This window comes from Campylobacter sp. GB48 (assembly GCF_049221845.1).
In the GTDB taxonomy this organism is placed as follows: domain Bacteria; phylum Campylobacterota; class Campylobacteria; order Campylobacterales; family Campylobacteraceae; genus Campylobacter_D; species Campylobacter_D lari_C.
The window spans coordinates 1-16,367 of record NZ_JBMJAR010000020.1; the positions used below are offsets into that span (position 1 = coordinate 1).

The following is a 16,367-nucleotide window of genomic DNA, read 5'->3' on the forward strand; positions in this document are numbered from 1 at the left end:
TTTTTAGCTGTGCTTATATGCATTGAAAAAGTCCTTTTTATATATTTTGCATGTTTTATAAGCTAATATTAGTATTTTATTTATAAATTTTTACTTAAGTATAATTTAAGAAAAAATTGTTTGAAATTTATAAATATCCTAAAAATAGCAGTTTGAAAGAAAAAAAATATTATAAAATTTTAATATATTTTTTTACCAAAAACATACTTATCAAACTAGTAATAAACACAAAAAATATATAAAAATAAAAATATTTCTCATACATAAAATTAACAATAAAGGGTGTTAAAAAGCCTAAAATCGCATAAGAGATATTATAAGCAAAAGAAAGACCACTTGATCTTAACTCTGTAGTAAAAATTTGAGTCATAAAAATAGGAGCAAAAGCTATAATACCTTGCGCAAAACAAGCAAGTAAATAAAATAACAAAAACCACTCATTATAAAAACTAAAACTTATACCAAAAACTCCAAAAATTAAAGTGAAAATCAAACAAATTTTAAAATGTCCTAATAAATCAGCCAAATAACCTTGCACTAAACTTCCTAGTATGATCATCACTATGGCCAAATTTTGATATGTCAAAGCAGTAGTTTTGCTAACTCCTAATAGGCTTTCAAAATATTGTGGTAGTATCATTAAAGTAGCTACCCCGCTTGTTAAAACCACAGTAAGCAAAGCGCATATTAACATACTTTTTTTATGTGTTTTTAAAGCTTGTAAAAGCGGGAAATTTAAAATTTTTTCTTTTTCTTTTATGTTTTTAAAAGCTGGTGTTTCGTTAAGTTTTGTACGCAAAAATAAAGCTAATATGCCAAAAAATCCCCCTATAAAAAAAGGAATTCTCCAAGCAAAGCTTTCTACTTCTTCTTTATCAAAATACGCATATATACTTAAAGTCGCTAAATTTCCGAGTAATAAACCTAAAGTTAAAGTCGCTGAAATAAAACCAAGTGCCAAGCCAAGTCTTTTTTTACTCACAAATTCGCTCACAAAAATCCAAGCACCACTCACTTCAGCTCCTATGGCTAGCCCTTGAGCTATCCGTATGATAAAAAGCATAAAAGTAGCTAAAAGTCCTATGCTTTCATAAGTAGGTAAAAAGGCCAAAACAAAACTTGGCACGACCATTAAAAGCATACTGACATAAAAAACATTCTTACGCCCTTTAATATCTGCAAAATGTGCTAAAACAACAGCACCAAAAGGTCTAGCTAAATATCCTGCTCCAAAGGCTACATAAGTATAGATTAATGGCCAAAAATCATCGTTTTGAGGAAAGAAAATTTTTGCAAAAACACTTGCAAAGAAGATAAATAAAACAAAATCATAAAATTCTAAAATACCACCTAAAGAAGCATAGATGGTATTTTTAAAGGCTTTTTGCATTATTAAATTTTGCCACCTTCGATTACTACATCATCAGCTTTTATATCATCGCTAAAAAATGGCTTTAAGGTTTCATCATAAGCTTTGTGAAAAAACTGCTCATTTTGTAATTTTATAATCAAATCATTGATAAATTTCAACATAGCTTCATCACCTTTTTTTACAGCAGGAGCTATAACATCATGATTTCCAAGTTCTTTAATTACCACTTCAAAATTTGGATTTTCTTTAGCCCAAGCAAAAAGTAAAGCATTATCATGGCTTAGCGCATCGCCTCTTTTACCGATTAAAGCTGCAAAAGTTTCTGTGTTTTGATCAAATTTAACACTTTTAATTTCTGGCATATTTTTTGTAAAATATGCATCAGCTGTTGTACCTTTATTTAAAATCAAAGTTTTGCTTTTTAAATCATCTATAGTTTTGATATCTGATCCTTTAGGAGCTACTACCCCAAGAGCAACTTTCATATAAGGCAAAGCAAAATCCACCACAGCTTCTCTTTCTGGAGTTTTAGTAAAATTCGCTAAGATTAAATCTACTTTATTTGATTCTAAAAATTCTACTCTGTTTGCTGCTTCAACTAAAACAAATTGTACTTTAGACTCATCCCCTAAAAGTTCTTTTGCTATACGTTTAGCAAAATACACATCATAGCCTTGATTTTTTCCTTGAGCATCTAAGTAACCAAATGGAGGTTTATCACCAAACACACCTATGCGGATAACACCTTGCTGTTTGATTTTTTCTATGGAGTTTTCGTTAGAACTTGGATTTGAGCAAGCGCTAAAAAAAAGTGCCATTAAAAACGATAAAAGAAAAATCTTTTTCATATTTTTTTCCTTATGATTGAAATTTAAATTTTTAAACCTTATATTAATTTTTTAAACAAATCTTTTCTAAAATAAAAATTAACGATGAAAATCAAACAAATTGAGAAATTTCTTCGCACGATCAGTTTTTGGATTTTCAAAAAACTCATCAGGCTTTGAAATTTCTACTATTTTTCCATCGTCCATAAAAACTATTTTATCAGCAACTGCTCTAGCAAAACCCATTTCATGTGTAACTATAAGCATAGTCATACCATCTTTTGCTAAATTTAAAATCACATCTAAAACCTCACGCACAATTTCAGGATCAAGCGCTGCTGTAACTTCATCAAAAAGCATGATTTCAGGATTCATACAAAGGCTTCTAACTATGGCTATGCGTTGTTTTTGTCCGCCACTTAATTCTTTAGGATAGGCTTTTAATTTATGCAAAAGCCCTACTCTATCAAGCCAGTATTTAGCTTCTTCCAAAACCTCTTCTTTTTTTCTTTTTTGCACCTTTAAAGGCCCTAAGAGTATATTTTGCTCCACATTTAAATGATCAAAAAGTTCATAAGATTGAAATACCATGCCTATTTTTTGGCGAATTTGAGTCCATTTTTTATAATTTTTATCAATTTTTTCATCATCTACAAAAATAGCCCCATCAGCCATTTCTTCCAAACCATTAATACATCTTAAAAGCGTAGATTTCCCACAACCACTTGGACCTAGTATAACCACTACTTCTTTTTGATTTACTTCTAAATTTATATCTTTTAAAACATGATGATCATCATAGTATTTTTGTAAATTTTGTATTTTTAAAATGCTCATATTAGCTCCATTTTTTCTCTAAAAACTTTGAATATACCGACAAAGGATAGCAAAGTATAAAATAAATCAATAAAATCAAACCATAAATCACAAAAGCAGCATAAGAGTTTTGAAATAAATTTAGCTCGATCACTTGTTGGCCTACTTTAATAAGCTCTATACCGCCGATGAGATAAATCACTGAAGTACTTTTGATAATTCTTGTAAAGAGATTAATACTCATTGGCAATAATCTTCTTAAAGATAAAGGTATAATGATAAAAAGATAAACTTCAAATTTATTAAAACCTAGTGAAAGTCCTGATTCGTACTGGTGTTTTGGTATGCTTGCTAAAGATGATCTAACCAAATCCATCATCTCAAACACGCCCCATATACTAAAAACAATAATACTAGAACCCAAAGCACTCAAATGCCATCCAAACCATTTCGCCAAGCCAAAATGCACTATAAAAAGCCAAACAATCAAAGGCATAATACGCACAAACTCGAGCATAAAACGACAAAAAGCATAAAGGATTTTATTTTTAGAATGCATTAAAATTCCAAAAAATACTCCTCCTATGAGTGAAATCAAAACACTAATTAATGAAAGCTCTAAAGTAACCTTTAAGCCTTGTGCTAGTCTAAAAAAGGTATCTTGATTTAAAATTTCAAACATAATTTAACCTTTTTTCTATACGGTTTAACACTAAAGATAAAGGTAAAATCAAAATCAAATAACAAAGCACCAAAGCAAATAATGCTTCATTACTTTTATAATAAAGCCCTATAAGATCTTTAGCCACATATACTAAATCCGCTAAAGCAATAATACTTACCACTGAAGTTTCTTTGAGTAAAAAAATGATATTAGCACTAATGCTTGGCATAGCTATACCCAAAGCTTGAGGTATGATTACATAACGAAAATTTTGCCATTTACTCAAACCCAAAGAAAGTCCTGATTCGTATTGTTGTTTTTTCACTGCTTCCATACCCGCTCTTAAGCTCTCTGCCATATAAGAACCACCTAAAAAGCTAAGTCCTATCACAGCACATGCAAAAGAGCCAAGGTGTATCCCAAACTCAGGCAAAGCATAATATAAAAAGAAAAGTTGGATTAATAAAGGTGTATTTCTTGAAAATTCTATGTAAATTTTACAGATTGTATTTAAAAAAGAAAATTTAAAATAACTTACTCCCACACAAAATAAACCTACTAAAAATGAAAAAAACACCCCATAAATAGCAAGTTTTAAAGTAAGCCAAGAAGCTTGTATAAACATAGGGCTAAACTTGATTAAAAAATCAAAATCCATAAAACCTTCCATACTTTAAATACAATATTGTAACAAATAAGACTTAAAAAGACTTAATTAAATTTTGCATTTTTTCTTTATTTAAAATTGCTATTTTACCTTTATTTGTACAAATGAGCTCATTTTGTTTTAATTCTTTTAAAAAACGCGACAAAGATTCTGGGGGTAAATTCAAAATCACAGCGATTTCTTTTTGCTTTAAATTTTGTAATTTTTCTTCATTTTCTAGTAAAAAGCTGACTAATCTTGACTTTAAATCCAAAGATTTTTGCCTGATGAAATTTTCTAAAATTCGAATTTTACCGATTAAAGAAGTCAGAAGCAAAAAGCTAAATTCCCCATTTTCTAAGCATAATTTTTTAAATTCATCAAAATCAAAAACACAAATTTCACAATCTTGCTCACAAATAGCATTAGCTGGGTAATTAATACCCTCAAACACAGGCATTTCGGCTATAAAATTCACCGGAGTTAGAGTATGCAGTGTCAGCTCAAAACCTTTTGCATTTACCTTATATATACGCACTTTTCCACTTAGTAAAATGTAAATTTTATTTGCTTTTTCACCTTGAAAAAATAAAATATTCCCTTTGTTAAAATGTTTTTTCTTGCCTTTAGAAATTAAAATTTCAAAATGTTTATCCATTTTCTTTTTCCATATTTTTAATACTTTCTTTTGCTTTTAAAACTAATTCTTCATCATCTGCAAAATCAAAGAATTTAAAATGATTACCATGCTGCACTCTACCATCTAACAAATCCCCACTTAGTCTGTTTTTTAAATCAAGCTCAGCTATTTTAAATCCATCTAAAGTTTTAGCAAATTCAAGCAAACGGCTTGGAATTTCTTTTTGCTTAGTGTATAAATAACAAAAGCTCTCAAGCCCTACTCTACCTACCCTACCTCGAAGCTGATGTAAGGTAGCAAGCCCAAGTCTTTCAGCCCCAACAACTACAATCACACTAAGTCTTGGCAAAGAAATCCCCACTTCAACCACCGTCGTAGAAAGTAAAATCGTGCCTTTTTCTCTAAATTCTTGCAAAATTTGATCTTTATTTTTATCTTTTCCATGGGTTACATAAACATTTTTGTATTTGTTTATCCAGTATCCTTGTGCTTGTTCTAATGATAAATAATCTATATTTTCACTTTCATTTACCAAAGGATAAATGATGATTACTTGATGATTTTTAGCTAGTTCATCATCAATTTTTTTAAGCAAATATTTAAAATCTTTATCTTGTATGCAAAAAGTTTTAATGTCTTTTTTAAAAGGCATTTGTTTAATAAAACTAAAATTTACAAGCTCACTTTGTATCATAGAAAGCGTTCTTGGTATAGGCGTAGCAGAAAATTGCACGATATGTGGAGCATATTGAGAGTTTTTACTAAGCTCGCTTATTTTTTGTCTTTGATTAGAGCCAAAGCGGTGTTGCTCATCTATCATCACTAAAACCGCTTCAAATTCTTCTTGATGAATGAGTGCATGTGTACCTATGATAAAATGAGCTTGTTCTTTTAATTTTGCTAAATCTTTATCTTTTTTACCACCTTTTAAAAGCAATACATTAACAAAATCAGGCAAAAGTCTTTTTGCTTCATGATAAATTTGCTCTGCTAATATACTAGTTGGAGCCATTAAAATAGCCTTTTTAGGATATACTAGCAAACTTGCAGCAAGTATGACCAAAGTCTTACCACAACCAACATCGCCCATCACCACACGCCTTTTAGCAACTTTACTTTGTAAGTCTTTTTTAATATCTTCTATCGCCAAAAGCTGATCATTTGTAGGGTTAAATTCTAAACCCTTAAGCCAAGAGCTTATATCGAAAAGTTCTATTTTATAAGCATTTTGTGATATTTTTTTGCCCTTTAAACGCCTTAGATGATTAAAAATTTCTATATATTTTAAATCTTTAACTATGGAGTTAAAATTTTCATAAAGAATCAAATCATCGTAATTGTGCAAATTTAAAAGCAAATTAATGTATTTTTGTTCTAAATTTAGCGCTTTTAAATTAGTTTCATTGACATATTTTAAAATAAGTTTTTTTATGCTTTCATCTTTAATAGAGCTAATTTGGTATTTAGGGACTATTTGACCTATATTTTTTACTATTTTTGGGTTTATAAACTGCCAAATTCCATTAAAAAAATTCATCTTTGCATGGATACAAACTAAAGCATTATGTTTAAAAATTTTAAAATGCCATTTATTAGGATGAAAGATTACTATATTTGCTTTTATACCCCATTCTAAACATTCACAAAGTATAAAAAGCTGAGAGTGATGATTTTGCGTGCTAATAATTTTTACATTTTGGGTGCAAAATGTATCTTTTGGAAACTTTGAAATTCTAAAATCATCAAATTTTTTAGGCAAAATCAAAGCCAAATCGATACAATTTTTAACCCCTAAAGCATGAAGTAGTTTTAAATCCTTTTCTTCAACTTTCATTTTCTATACTTGCAAAACTCACTTTTGTAATTTCACTATGTGTTTTGATAAAGTCATTTAGTTCATCCAAGGTAGTGTTTTTGATCTTTTGCATTTCTTCTTTTAAATTTCCAAGTTTTAAACCATGTAAATATTCATTTAGCATTATATCTAGTCTTTTAGCCAAACTTTCATATCTTAAAGGCATAGAACCTACCAAAAATTGCTTAGCTAATTGAAATTCTTTTTCATTTACTCCATTTTGGACAAAGTTTTCAAAAACTTCCTTAACTAAAGTTTTAGCCTCATTGGAACTTTCATTTTTAGTTTGCAAATACCCAAAAACTCTACTATAATTTAAATTTACATCAAGCATAGCATATGCTGAATACGCCAAGCCTCTTTTCACACGCACTTCTTCCATCAAACGCGAACCAAAACCACCTTGACCCAAGATAAATAAAGCAAGTTTAGCTAAATACATTTTCTCATCATTAATTTGCATATTAAATGGGGAGCAAAAGTATATATAAGCTTGCTCGGTACTTTTTTGCTCACTTACTTCTATACTCTCATCAATGAGTTTGTAATTTTTATTTTGATTTGGAGTGTTTCTTTTTAGAATTTGGCAAATTTTTTCTGTTTTAACTTTCACTTCATCTTCTTTAACATCTCCACCAAAAACAAATAAAGCATTATCAAGTACTAAATTTTCACTCATAAAATCTTGCAATTCTTTTAAGCTAATCTTTTCTATGCTTTCTTTAGTCCCATCAAGACCACTAGCAAAAATTTCATCTTTGAAAACATTTTTATTTAAAAGTCTTTTTGCTTGATAATCATAATCAGTATTTAAACTTGCAAGCTCACCTAAAGCTAAAGTTTTTAATCTTTGTAAGATTTTTTCATCAAAACGCACATTTAAAAACAATTCTTGTAATTTTTCTAAAGCAAAATCAAAATGTTCTTTCAAGCACTTAATACTAATTTGAAAATGCTCAAAACTAGCCTTAGCATAAAGCTCTATAGCACGGTATTCTAAGCTTTTAAAAAACTCATCATTGCTTCCTTCGTTTAAAATCCTAGCAAGCATACTTGCACAACCTCTATTGTGTTTTTCTGCTATTTTTCCACTATTTTTAAAAATGAGTTTGAAAAATACTATAGGAAGCTCGTTTTCATACTCATATATTATGTCTATTTTAGTTTCATTAAAGTCTAAATTTAGCATTAAAACCTTTCTAAAATATTATAAGCTGTGTCGCGTTTAGCAGGTAATTCTCCTATATCTTTGATAAGTTCTATCATTTGTTCTTGATTCATTCTGTATTTTGCACCCGCTGCGGCTACGACATTTTCTTCCATCATAGTTGAACCTAAATCATTTGCACCAAATTTTAAAGCAAGTTGACCTATTAAAGAGCCTTGTGTTACCCATGAGCTTTGTAAATTTTTAAAATTATCCAAATATAATCTTGCTAAAGCTAACAATCTTAAATATCTATTAGAACTTTGCTTGATGATTTCAGGATGTTTTTTGATTAAAGGGGTATTTTTACTTTGAAATGACCACAAAATAAAAGCTCTAAAACCATTTGTTTTATCTTGTAAATTTCTTAAATGATCAAAATGTTCGATAATTTCCTCATCATTCTCAACCGTACCAAACATCATAGTAGCAGTACTTTTCATACCTATATTATGTGCACTCTCATGCACCCTAAGCCAAGTAGCTGTGTCACATTTGTGTGGTGCTATAATATCTCTTACTCTATCGCTTAATACTTCAGCACCTGCTCCAGGTATAGAAAAAAGTCCTTTAGCTTGTAGTCTTTTTAAAACCTCTTCAATAGAAATTTTAGAAACTCTTGCTATATAAGCTATCTCTACTGCTGAAAAACCATGCACAGTGATGGTTGGATAATTAGTTTTTATATAAGAAAGTAAGTCTTCATACCATTCTATTTTAAGTTTTGGGTGTACTCCGCCTTGAAATAAAATTTGCGTTCCACCTATGGCTTGTAATTCTTCTATTTTTTGTCCTATTTCTTCGTATTTTAAAATATAAGAATCATCATCTTTTTCTTTTCTACAAAAAGCACAAAAATCACAATCAATACAACAAATATTTGTGTAGTTTATATTTCTATCTACCACAAAAGTAGTTATTTTTTCAGGATGAAGCTCTAATTTTTTCTCATATGCCATTGCACCTAGTTCATATAAAGGTGCATTTTGGAGTAAATTTAATGCTTCTTTTTTGCTTAATCTATTCATTATTAACCTTTTTTATAAAAAAGAATTATTATAACATTTAAATGTAAAATAATCTTAAAAACGTTATAATCAAGCCCTTTAATTTCATATATTCATAGGATGTTCATGACTTATAGGTCTTTACTTAAAAATAATAAAACTTTTCGCCTTTTAGCAACAGTACAATTTATAAGTTATTTTGGTGCGTGGTTTTCTCAAGTGGGTGTTTTTACTCTTTTAACCAAAGAGCTACAAGCACCTGCAAATATTATAGGTTTTTCAGCTATTTTTGTTTTTTTACCTTCTATTATACTTGCACCTATAAATGGAGTTATAGTAGATAGATTTAAACCTAAGAATTTATTGCTAACAATGATTAGCATTGAGATGATTTCTATTTTTATGCTAATTTTTGTAAATTCTTTGGCTATGCTTTGGTTTTTATACTTTTTAACCTTTGTACGTATGGCGGTTGCAAGTATGTATTTTCAAACAGAAATGTCGGTTTTACCTAAAATTTTAACACAACAAGAGCTAAAACTAGGTAATGAGCTTCATAGTATTATATGGGCTGTATCATATGCTTTGGGTATGGGTGCAGCAGGACTTTTTATAGATCTTTTTGGAGTAAAGCCAGCTTTTATAGCCGATACTTTAATGCTATTTTGCGCTATGCTTATACTTAAAACTTTAATCTTACCCGATGAAAAAAACACCACACAAAATAATGTTTTTGTATTAGTAAAAGAGGGTTTAACTTATGTATTTAATAATAAAAAAATCATTCATTTGATTTTACTTCATGGGGTTGTAGGGATAACTGCTTATGATGTTTTAATCACTCTTTTAGCAGAATATGAATACGCAAAAGTTATTTCTATACCTTTAGCTATAGGAATTTCTAATGCTATAAGAGCTATATCTTTGCTCATAGGTCCTTATGTGCTTAGTCCTTATATTAACAAAAACACCTTGGTATATTTATACTTAGCACAAGGCATAGGCATCATGCTTTGGGCTTGCTTGCAATTTAACTTTTATCTTGCCTTTATAGGCTTAGTGATGGCAGGTTTTTGTACTTCATCTTTATGGAGCTATACTTATACACTTTTACAAAATGATTGTGATAAAAGATACTATGGTAGAGTAATTGCATATAATGATATGGTATATTTAACTTTTAGCGCAATTATTGCTTTTTCAACAGGATATTTATTTGAATTTTATGGAGTAAAATTAAGCCATTTTACTTTTGGCTTGGGAGTATGTTTTATCTTTGCGGCAATTTATTGGTGGTGGTTTAATAAAAAATATAATTAATCCACCTTAGAATAATAAATTCCACCTGCTGAGAAACTCTTATTAAAATAAGCTGTCTCAGGTACATGATCTGATTTTCCTGGATAAATTCTACCTTCTTTATTCAAGATTTTATAAAAACGTTCCATAAGTCTTATTTTGAAATCTTGATCAAAATATATCATCATATTTCTTGAAAAAATTACATCAAATTTTCCAAGTCTAAATAAAGAATCATCAAAAACATTACAAAGTTCAAAACGACATCTACAAGACAAAGTTTCTTTTTTAAGATGATACATTCTATCTTTTATATCAAAATAACGTGTCTTTTGCATAGTATTTAATCTAGCCACTGAACGTTCTGAATATATCATTTCATTACATTTATCTATCATTTTTTTATTAATATCTATACCAACTATATTCATACCTTTAATGAAATTTTCACTTGCCAAAATAGCCAAAGAATACACTTCCTCACCACTTGAACATGGAGCACAAAGTACATTTACAGGCCTATCAAGAGATTTTATATAAAAAATAACATCTTTTAACTGCTCTAATTCTCTAAAAAAATAAGTCTCACAAACTGTAATAAAATCCATAGTTTCTTGCTTTAGATTTCTTTGAAACTGAATTTTTTCATTTAACTCACTAAGATTATTCAAGCCTAATTCTTGTAAAAATTTTGGAAGTTTTACCAATAAGATATCTCTCTTAGCATTTAAATTATTTCCACTTATTTGTTCTACTATTTTCACAAAATCATGCATTTCATTTTCTGCAATTTTAATCATCTTTTCATCCTATGATTTTATAAAATTAACTATTTCTTTTTTAAGTTCTATTAAACTCATGGGTTTTAGATTTGGATTAGTATCTCTGGCTTTTTTTGGCATTCCATATACTATAGAATCTGCTTCATTTTCACACAAGCATCTTACCCCAACCTTATAAAGTTCAAGCAAAGACTTAGCACCGTCATCACCCATTCCTGTCATAATTAAAGCTAAAATTTTATTATATTTGCAAAGATTTACAGCAGAATGAAACAAAACATCAATCCCTGGATTAAAGCTACTTGTTTCTTCAGTAACATTTAACACCGGTGTATTATTCCCACTTAAAACCATATTTCTTTGGCAAATATAAATTTTATTTTTTAAAACTTCTTTATCACTTGGTATAATCACATCGCTTTTTGCTTCTTTGTTAAATTGATTTACAAAAGAAGGAATAAAACTTGGATTCATATGTTGAGCAATCACCACAGCACAATCTTTAAGTTCCACATCATTTAGCAAAAACTTTAGTTGGCTTGGACCACCCGTTGAAGAACCAATCAATATAAGCTTCATTTTAAACCTTAAATATATTGTTGTTATTATATCAAATAAATATTTGAAAACATCTAAAAATATTATATACAAGAAAGAAAAATTTTAATTAAATATGATAAAATTAATACTTTAAAATTTCAACAATAAAGTGATTGTTAATGTTAAGAGAGAAAATTTACATAGCAAGCGATCATGCTGGTTTTATTTTAAAGCAAGAGATTATCAATTTCTTGCAAGAAAAAAATATAAACTTTGAAGATTTAGGACCTTTTAGTGAAGATCGTTGTGATTATCCTGATTATGCGCATTTATTAAGCTCTAAAATCGATGAAAACAGTTTTGGAATTTTAATATGTGGCTCAGGTATTGGCATGAGCATAGCAGCAAATCGCCACAAAAATATACGCTGTGCTTTGTGTAACGAACCTTTAAGCACTAAACTCTCAAGAGAACACAACGACGCAAATGTTTTAGCTTTAGGAGCTAGATTAATAGGAGTAGATATGGCCTTTGAAATTATTTCAAATTTCATCAATACTTCTTTTAGCGGTGGGAGACATTGTGTACGAATTAACAAAATAGAGGCAAAATCATGATTTTAAGTTGGCTTGTATTAACTGTATTAATTTGTGTTAGTATTTATATGACTATTATGCTACTTTACTACAAGACCTTACTTCATAAGGAAAAAGTGGCAAAAGAATTTATAAAAAACAATCTTGATGATACTGAAATAGTCATTAGAAAATTACAAGTACAGCTTCAAAGAAGTTTGGGTAATATTGATATTCTAACTGAAGAATTAAATAAAAGCAAAGCGGACTTAACTTCTCTTAGAACAAGAAATTCACAATATCGTATTGAAAATGAAAAATTAAGACAAAGAATTAAAGAATTAGAAGCAAAAATCGAGGCGTTATTATGATAAAAGAACAAGACAAAAAATATTTATTAGATAGCATTAGAGCTATTAAGGATTTTCCAAAAGAAGGGATTATTTTTAGAGATATTACAACTTTATTAAATAATAAAGAAGCATTTGCATTTTTAATGGATCATTTAGTTAAAAAATATCAAAACGCAAAACTTGATTATATTGTTGGCATAGAAAGTCGAGGTTTTATTTTTGGGGCTGCTTTAAGTGCTAGATTAAAATTGCCTTTTGTGCCTATTAGAAAACCTGGAAAACTACCTTCAAAATGCCTGCAAGAATCTTATAGCTTAGAATATGGCAATGATACTATAGAAATTCACATCGATGCTTTTAATAATCAAAAAGCAAATGTTTTACTTATAGATGATCTTATCGCTACAGGTGGTACAGCAATAGCTGCTGTTAAACTCATAGAAAAACTCAATGCAAAATGCATTGAAGCTTGTTTTTTACTAGAATTAAAAGATCTTGATGGAGCTAAGGAATTAGCTAAATTAACTTCTGTCTATAGTGTTTTAGAGGTATAAAATGGAAGAATTTTTAAAACAACTTTTATATGATTATAAAAACTGGGCTTATATCATCGTATTTTTATGGTGTATACTTGAGGGAGAACTAGCGCTTATTTTAGCAGGTATTTTCGCACACGAAGGACATGTAAATTTAGGCCTTATAATCTTCATAGCAGGTTTAGGTGGTTTTGTAGGCGATCAAATATATTTTTATATAGGAAGATATAATAAAAAATACATTCAGAAAAAACTCCGCACTCAAAGGCGTAAATTTGCTATAGCGCATTTACTCTTGCAACGTTTTGGCTGGCCTATTATTTTCATACAAAGATATATGTATGGCTTTAGAACTATTATACCTATGAGTATAGGACTAACACGTTATAGTGCCAAAAAATTTGCATTTATTAATCTCATTAGTGCTTGGGCTTGGGCTGCTATTACCATTTTACTAGCATGGTTTTTTGGAAAAGAAATTTGGCTAGCTGTAGAATGGGCTGGAGATCACTGGTATTTTGCAGTGCCTATTATTGCTGGTTTTTTACTTGCTTTGTTTTTAGGTATGAAACAAATAGAAAAATCTATACTTAGAAAAAGGACACATAAATGACATTTAATTTTAAAGAAAAAAGTATTGAATCTATCAATGCTGATTTTGAAATCATATTAATACAAGATAAAAAGATAGAAAAATATACTCAAAGTCAAGAGCTTTTTAAAGTTTCAAATTACAAAGGCGAAGGAATTTGCATAGATATGCAAAATAAGATTCTTTATAGCGAACTTAAGAGTTTAGAATATGAAGATATAAGATTAGCTTTTGCAAGTGCTTACAAGGCCTTAAAAAAACTAGAAATCAAAAGCGTTAAAACAAAAAGTGTCGTAGGAAAATGCGTAGTAAATAGCTTTAATGCTATGATTCAAGGATTTACCTTCGGTGCTTATGAATTTAACAAATATAAAAAAGAAAAAACGCCAAGCAAACTAGAAAATATCTTCATTTCAAAAGATGAAATCAATGAAAAATCTTACAACCTAGAAGAAGCTTGTATAGGGATTGATTACGGTCAAGCTTTTTCAAACGCTTGTGATTTTGCAAAAGATATTGTTAATGAAATTCCTCAAATTTACACCCCAGCTAAAATGGCTGAAGATGCTCTTAGCTTAAGCCAAAATGATCATAAAATCTCATGTAAAATTTACGAAAGTGATTTTTTAGAGCAAGAAAAAATGCAAGCGTTTTTAGCAGTAAATCGCGCTTCAGTTCATCCACCAAAACTCATTCATCTCTCATATAAACCAAAAAACGCAAAAATGAAAGTAGTGTTTGTAGGCAAAGGACTAACTTATGATAGTGGTGGACTTAGTTTAAAACCTGCTGATTATATGCTAACGATGAAATCAGACAAAAGTGGTGGTGCAGCCGCAATGGCTATCATCAAGGGTGCGAGTGAATTAAACCTTGATATAGAAGTGCATTCTATCATCGGTGCAACTGAAAATATGATAGGTGGAAATGCTTATAAACCTGATGATGTACTTATTTCAAGAGAAGGTGTGAGTATAGAGATTAGAAACACCGATGCGGAAGGAAGATTAGTTTTAGCTGATTGTCTTTCACTTGCTCAAGATCTAAAACCTGATTTATTAATAGATCTTGCTACTCTAACTGGAGCTTGTGTAGTAGGGCTTGGAGAATACACAAGTGCCATCATGGGAAATAATGAAGATTTGCAAAACGAATTTTATAAAGTAAGTAAAAAAAGTGGGGATTTAGCTACCATTCTACATTTTAATCCACATTTAAAAGAACTTATAAAATCAAATATAGCAGATGTTAGTAATACCTCTTCAAGTCGTTATGGTGGGGCTATTACAGCGGGATTATTTTTAAATTCTTTTATTAGAGAAGAATACAAAGACAAATGGTTGCATTTAGACATCGCAGGGCCAGCTTACTTAGAAAAAGCTTGGGGTTATCATAATTTTGGTGCAACTGGCGCAGGTGTTAGAATGTGTCTTTCATATTTACTTTATCTTTCAAGGAATAAAAAATGAGTTTATCAGTTGGTATAGTAGGGCTTCCAAATGTTGGAAAATCTACTACTTTTAACGCGCTAACAAGAGCACAAAATGCAGAAAGTGCAAATTATCCATTTTGTACCATAGAACCAAACAAAGCGGTAGTGCCTGTGCCTGATCATCGCTTAAAAGAGTTGGCAAAAATCGTTAATCCGCAAAAAATCATACGCTCAAATATAGAATTTGTAGATATAGCAGGCTTAGTAGCAGGAGCAAGTAAAGGTGAAGGTTTAGGTAATAAATTTTTGTCTAATATACGCGAAACTGAGATGATTTTACACATCGTGCGTTGTTTTGATGATGAAAATATCACTCATGTTGCAGGTAGTGTCGATCCTGTGCGTGATGTACAAATCATAGAAACAGAACTTATATTAGCAGATATAGAGCAACTTAGCAAAAAAATAGAAAAACTCACCAAAGGTGCAAAAGCTAACGAAAAAGGTGCAAAAGAAAGCTTAACTTTAGCTAATGAGCTTTTAGAGCATTTAAATCAAAATAATAGTGCAAGTTCATTTCCAAATAAAAATGAAGTCTATCAAGCTCTTATAAAAGAACTAAGATTACTTTCGGCTAAGGAAGTGATATATGGGGCAAATGTGGATGAGAATTCACTTTTAGAAGATAATGAATTTGTAAAAAATCTTAAAGAATTTGCAGCAAAATCAGGTCATGAAGTTATCAAACTTTGCTCAAAAATAGAAGAAGAAATGATAGCATTAAGTGATGAAGAAAATTATGAGTTTTTAAAATCTTTAGGTATAGAAAGTAGCGGACTTGAAGTAGTTATACGCACAGCATTTTCAAAGCTTAATCTAATTAGTTATTTTACAGCAGGTCAAATAGAAGTTAGATCATGGACTATACAAAGAGGTTGGAAAGCACCAAAAGCGGCAAGTGTGATACATAATGACTTTGAAAAAGGTTTTATCAAAGCTGAAGTAATTTCTTATGAAGACTACATAGCTTGCAAAGGTGAAAGCGGTGCTAAAGAAGCAGGAAAACTACGCCTTGAAGGTAAAGATTACATCGTCCAAGATGGTGATGTAATGCATTTTAGATTCAATGTTTGATTGATTCAAACATTGAATTGTTTTTCAATTTAACTTTTCAGTTATTTTGTAATTAAATTTTGAACTAAATTTTGTAGTTGTTTCTTTGTA

General features: G+C 29.8%; 18 protein-coding genes. 7 read left to right on the forward strand and 11 right to left on the reverse strand.

The features are described from left to right. Nucleotides 1-169: 169 nt before the first annotated feature. The 9 genes from ACOTVC_RS07980 to ACOTVC_RS08020 form a co-directional block, all read right to left on the reverse strand. Entirely contained in the window at nt 170-1,390 is a 1,221-nt protein-coding gene (locus tag ACOTVC_RS07980) for an MFS transporter (RefSeq protein ID WP_214115550.1), read from the reverse strand. A 2-nt stretch (nt 1,391-1,392) separates the two neighbouring features. After that, nucleotides 1,393-2,190, reverse strand: a complete 798-nt coding sequence (locus ACOTVC_RS07985) for a cysteine ABC transporter substrate-binding protein (protein WP_373274199.1) — start codon at nt 2,188-2,190, stop codon at nt 1,393-1,395. 108 nt (nt 2,191-2,298) lie between these two features. Next, nucleotides 2,299-3,036: a pathogenesis-associated glutamine ABC transporter, ATP-binding protein gene (locus tag ACOTVC_RS07990; protein WP_039618156.1), complete on the reverse strand. Its 738-nt coding sequence runs from the start codon at nt 3,034-3,036 to the stop codon at nt 2,299-2,301. A gap of 1 nt (nt 3,037) precedes the next feature. Further along, complete coding sequence (locus ACOTVC_RS07995) at nt 3,038-3,697, reverse strand: amino acid ABC transporter permease (protein ID WP_039618154.1); 660 nt, start codon at nt 3,695-3,697, stop codon at nt 3,038-3,040. Continuing rightward, nucleotides 3,690-4,337 carry an amino acid ABC transporter permease gene (locus ACOTVC_RS08000; protein WP_214119252.1) on the reverse strand — a complete coding sequence of 216 codons (648 nt, stop codon included), beginning with the start codon at nt 4,335-4,337 and terminating at the stop codon, nt 3,690-3,692. The genes ACOTVC_RS07995 and ACOTVC_RS08000 overlap by 8 nt, the downstream gene beginning before the upstream one ends. A gap of 43 nt (nt 4,338-4,380) precedes the next feature. Continuing rightward, a complete protein-coding gene (locus ACOTVC_RS08005) occupies nt 4,381-4,983 on the reverse strand; it encodes a nitrosative stress-response regulator, Crp/Fnr family (protein ID WP_012661401.1) in 603 nt (200 codons plus the stop codon). Further along, nucleotides 4,976-6,799: an ATP-dependent DNA helicase RecG gene (gene recG / locus ACOTVC_RS08010; protein ID WP_421628242.1), complete on the reverse strand. Its 1,824-nt coding sequence runs from the start codon at nt 6,797-6,799 to the stop codon at nt 4,976-4,978. The genes ACOTVC_RS08005 and recG overlap by 8 nt, the downstream gene beginning before the upstream one ends. After that, nucleotides 6,789-8,009, reverse strand: coding sequence for a M16 family metallopeptidase (locus ACOTVC_RS08015; protein WP_421628244.1), 1,221 nt, complete (start codon nt 8,007-8,009; stop codon nt 6,789-6,791). The genes recG and ACOTVC_RS08015 overlap by 11 nt, the downstream gene beginning before the upstream one ends. Further along, nucleotides 8,009-9,055, reverse strand: coding sequence for a dehypoxanthine futalosine cyclase (locus tag ACOTVC_RS08020; protein ID WP_421628246.1), 1,047 nt, complete (start codon nt 9,053-9,055; stop codon nt 8,009-8,011). The genes ACOTVC_RS08015 and ACOTVC_RS08020 overlap by 1 nt, the downstream gene beginning before the upstream one ends. Before the next feature lie 105 nt (nt 9,056-9,160). Here ACOTVC_RS08020 and ACOTVC_RS08025 point away from each other — a divergent pair, with 105 nt between their 5' ends. Next, complete coding sequence (locus ACOTVC_RS08025; protein ID WP_087684749.1) at nt 9,161-10,354, forward strand: MFS transporter; 1,194 nt, start codon at nt 9,161-9,163, stop codon at nt 10,352-10,354. On the opposite strand, the gene ACOTVC_RS08030 is transcribed toward ACOTVC_RS08025, so the two are convergent. Beyond that, nucleotides 10,351-11,133: a CheR family methyltransferase gene (locus ACOTVC_RS08030; RefSeq protein ID WP_039641329.1), complete on the reverse strand. Its 783-nt coding sequence runs from the start codon at nt 11,131-11,133 to the stop codon at nt 10,351-10,353. The genes ACOTVC_RS08025 and ACOTVC_RS08030 overlap by 4 nt on opposite strands. Before the next feature lie 9 nt (nt 11,134-11,142). Further along, complete coding sequence (locus ACOTVC_RS08035) at nt 11,143-11,694, reverse strand: MCP protein-glutamate methylesterase (RefSeq protein WP_039641326.1); 552 nt, start codon at nt 11,692-11,694, stop codon at nt 11,143-11,145. Nucleotides 11,695-11,834: 140 nt separating this feature from the next. Between ACOTVC_RS08035 and rpiB the strand changes: the two genes are divergently transcribed. From rpiB to ychF, 6 genes are read left to right on the forward strand one after another with little or no spacing between them, the layout of a single operon-like run. Next, nucleotides 11,835-12,272 carry a ribose 5-phosphate isomerase B gene (rpiB, locus tag ACOTVC_RS08040; RefSeq protein ID WP_039641324.1) on the forward strand — a complete coding sequence of 146 codons (438 nt, stop codon included), beginning with the start codon at nt 11,835-11,837 and terminating at the stop codon, nt 12,270-12,272. Next, nucleotides 12,269-12,601 carry a hypothetical protein gene (locus ACOTVC_RS08045; protein ID WP_039618138.1) on the forward strand — a complete coding sequence of 111 codons (333 nt, stop codon included), beginning with the start codon at nt 12,269-12,271 and terminating at the stop codon, nt 12,599-12,601. Before rpiB ends, ACOTVC_RS08045 begins: the two co-directional genes overlap by 4 nt. Beyond that, the gene (gene apt / locus ACOTVC_RS08050) at nt 12,598-13,137 is read left to right on the forward strand and encodes an adenine phosphoribosyltransferase (RefSeq protein ID WP_087684751.1); all 540 of its coding nucleotides are present in this window, start codon (nt 12,598-12,600) and stop codon (nt 13,135-13,137) included. The genes ACOTVC_RS08045 and apt overlap by 4 nt, the downstream gene beginning before the upstream one ends. A 1-nt stretch (nt 13,138) precedes the next feature. Further along, nucleotides 13,139-13,732 (forward strand): DedA family protein, encoded by a 594-nt coding sequence (locus tag ACOTVC_RS08055; protein ID WP_039618134.1) that lies wholly within the window; start codon nt 13,139-13,141, stop codon nt 13,730-13,732. Continuing rightward, a complete protein-coding gene (locus ACOTVC_RS08060; protein WP_421628250.1) occupies nt 13,729-15,180 on the forward strand; it encodes a leucyl aminopeptidase in 1,452 nt (483 codons plus the stop codon). The genes ACOTVC_RS08055 and ACOTVC_RS08060 overlap by 4 nt, the downstream gene beginning before the upstream one ends. Beyond that, on the forward strand, nt 15,177-16,277 hold the full coding sequence (ychF, locus tag ACOTVC_RS08065; protein ID WP_421628253.1) for a redox-regulated ATPase YchF: 1,101 nt from the start codon (nt 15,177-15,179) through the stop codon (nt 16,275-16,277). Before ACOTVC_RS08060 ends, ychF begins: the two co-directional genes overlap by 4 nt. Nucleotides 16,278-16,367: the final 90 nt, after the last annotated feature.